We start from the raw sequence: 2,730 nt of genomic DNA, 5'->3' as shown, positions 1-2,730 counted from the left end.
AACCACGCGACCTTCCCCACCGCCCGCTCCCGCTCAGGAAGCCTCAACTACCCCGGGCAGGCGTACCACTGCGTCGCCTCGTTCAAGCGCCTGGCGCAGATGCTGCCCCAGGCCTTCGAGCAGACTCGCGCCCTGCTCCCCACCCTGCTCCTGGAAGGCCACCTCACCGCCGACTACGGCGACGCGGCCAGCCACGTCATCGACGCCGAAGAGGCCCTCACCGAGGCCTCGCGCCACGCGGCACAGCTCGCCGACGCACTCAACCGTGCCCACAGCGCGGTCAGCCCGCTCGGCTACAGCGGCCCGATCCCCGACGACGAGGAGGCCTGAGCCGTGTTCGAGATCCGGATCATCTGCGACTCCAAGCACACCGACGACGCCACCGAGGCGCTGCGCGAGGCCTTCATCACCGGCCCCACACGCCGCTACCCGGCCCGTGATGGCCGGGCCCGGCTGTACGTGACGGCCGCGCTGCGCACCAACATCAGCGAGCTGCCCAAGCGGTAGCTGTGCCCGGGGCAGCGGCCCTCCCGTGCAAAGGACACCGCCGCCGCCCCGGCTCTCCCCACCCCGAAAACAGGAAGCAGGAGCGATGAGCCTGACCTTCACCGATCTGTTCTGCGGCGCCGGCGGGTCCTCCACGGGCCTGGTCAACGCCGGACTGGAACTCAAGCTCGCCGCCAACCACTGGCAGCGCGCCATCGAGACCCACGCCGCCAACCACCCCGACGCCGACCACCTGTGCGCCGACGTGAACAACTACGACATGCGCCGCCTTCCGCGCACCGACATCCTGTGGGCCTCCCCGATCTGCACCGAGATCAGCCCCGCCGGAGGAAGGCGCCGCACCAAGGGCCAACTCGCCTTCGACCTGGAGGACTCCGGACCGGTCGCAGGCGCCGCCTGGGAGCGCACCAGGGCCACCGCCTACGACGTCATCCGCGCCACCGAAGTCCACCGCTACGCCGCCGTGCTGTGCGAGAACGTCGTCGAGTTCGCCACCGACTGGGAGCTCTTCGACTGGTGGCGCACCGGCATGCACCACCTCGGCTACACCTCACAGATCGTGTCCGTCTCCTCCGCCCACGTCGGCGGCGTGAACCACCTGCCCGCCCCGCAGTGGCGCGACCGGATCTACGTCGTCTTCACCCGCACCGGCATCCCCACCCCGGACCTGTCCCCGCGCCCGCTCGCCTGGTGCCCCGAGTGCGGCCATAACGTGGACGCCCGGCAGGTGTGGCGCAACGGCCGCCGGATCGGCAAGTACCGCCAGCAGTACGACTACCGCTGCCCCAACTCCGCCTGCCGCCACGCCATCGTGGAGCCCTACGTCCGCCCCGCCGCCGACATTATCGACTGGAGCAACCTCGGCGTACGCATCGGCGACAGGGCCAGCCACGGCCTGCGCCCACTGGTCCCCAACACCCTGCGCCGCGTCCGCGCCGGCCTGGACATGCTCGGCGAGCGCCGCATGGTCCTGACCGTCAACCACGGCGGACACGACGGCCGCCCCTTCCAGCCCGAGACCTGGCCGCTGCCCGCCCGCACCGCGAAGATCGGCGAAGCCCTGCTCGTGCCCACCGGCGGCACCTGGAACACCACACCGACCACCACCCGTGAGCCGATGCGCACCCGGCTGGCCAACCCCAAGGGCTTCGAAGCCCTGTGCACCCCGCCCGAGGCCGAGGACGCCTTCGTCGTCGAATACCGGCGCAACGGCGGCGCCGAACCCGTCGCCCGTCCGCTGTCCACCATCTCGGCCCAGGGCAACCATCACGGCCTGGTCATCCCCTACCGCAAGGCCGCACCCAAGACGACCGGCGAGCCGCTGCACACCCTGGCGACCAAGGACTCCGCCGGGCTCATCCCCGAGCCCGCCCACGACATCGAGTCCTGCTTCTACCGCATGATCCAGCCCCTCGAACAGCTCGAAGGACAGGGCTTCCCCGGCGACTACGTCGTCCACGGCTCCCCGGGCGAGCAGACGATGCAGGCCGGGAACGCCGTCTCGGTCAACGTCGCCCACTGGCTCGGCGAACGCGTCACCGCTGCCCTCGCCCGCACCGCCACCAAGGGCTGAGACAACCCCGAATTCCCGCAGGGCGAAACGCCAACCCAAGCCGTTTCTAGGATCCTTCCCGCCCTGCGGGACGTGCGCGACTTTCCTTGTCACCGCAGCTCACAGCGGTGCTGGACTGTGCCGCATGACACCGAAGCGCTCCAAAGCAAACCGATTCATCCGCCCCTTCACCCGCCGTGCGAACACCCGCAGCAAGCCTGCCTCGGGCTCGGCCTCCGAGCCCGAAGGCATGTCGCTGCGACACAGCCAAGGCCTGGCCGCCTTCTACTGCGCGTACCTCATCGACGAGTTCCTGAGCATGGTCGACATGGAGCGGCACCTTCTCAGGCACGGCCACACCGACGAGGACGCGCAGGCGGTCGTGCGCCAGATGAACGCCGTGATCGACCGCCTCGAAGAGCATCACCGCGACTTCATGGGCCAGGCATGAGCACGAACCACAGGCCCTCCCGAGCGGCGGCACACAGCGCCGCCACGCGCGATTCGCACCAACCCACCCCAACCGATCAGGAGATCCGTCATGTCCGTGGGAGACACCACGATCACCGTCGTCGGCAACCTCGCCGCCGACCCCGAACTCCGCTTCACCCCGGCCGGCGCCGCGCTGGCCAAGTTCTCCGTCGCCTCCACCCCGCGCAGCTACGACAAGA

5 protein-coding genes are annotated in these 2,730 nt (G+C 70.1%); all 5 read left to right on the top strand.

All coding sequences use genetic code 11. The annotated features are described in order from the left end of the window. A partial coding sequence (locus ACZ5CR_RS43620; RefSeq protein ID WP_468868786.1) for a hypothetical protein occupies nucleotides 1-330 on the top strand: 330 nt, incomplete at its 5' end. Between the two features lie 3 nt (nucleotides 331-333). Further along, the gene (locus ACZ5CR_RS43615) at nucleotides 334-507 is read left to right on the top strand and encodes a hypothetical protein (protein WP_468868783.1); all 174 of its coding nucleotides are present in this window, start codon (nucleotides 334-336) and stop codon (nucleotides 505-507) included. A gap of 85 nt (nucleotides 508-592) precedes the next feature. Then, nucleotides 593-2,080, top strand: coding sequence for a DNA cytosine methyltransferase (locus ACZ5CR_RS43610; protein ID WP_468868779.1), 1,488 nt, complete (start codon nucleotides 593-595; stop codon nucleotides 2,078-2,080). 124 nt (nucleotides 2,081-2,204) lie between these two features. After that, nucleotides 2,205-2,510, top strand: coding sequence for a hypothetical protein (locus ACZ5CR_RS43605; protein ID WP_468868777.1), 306 nt, complete (start codon nucleotides 2,205-2,207; stop codon nucleotides 2,508-2,510). Nucleotides 2,511-2,600: 90 nt separating this feature from the next. Further along, a partial coding sequence (locus ACZ5CR_RS43600; protein ID WP_468868789.1) for a single-stranded DNA-binding protein occupies nucleotides 2,601-2,730 on the top strand: 130 nt, incomplete at its 3' end.

It is taken from the genome of Streptomyces sp. NPDC031274 (assembly GCF_055570235.1).
The sequence above is the reverse complement of the archived record's forward strand: the minus strand, read 5'-3'. Positions and strand labels throughout refer to the sequence as shown.

Coding starts and splice junctions, on each gene's coding strand:
- ACZ5CR_RS43610 (WP_468868779.1), top strand. CDS start 593: ATGAGCCTGACCTTCACCGATCTGTTCTGCGGCGCCGGCGGGTCCTCC.
- ACZ5CR_RS43605 (WP_468868777.1), top strand. CDS start 2,205: ATGACACCGAAGCGCTCCAAAGCAAACCGATTCATCCGCCCCTTCACC.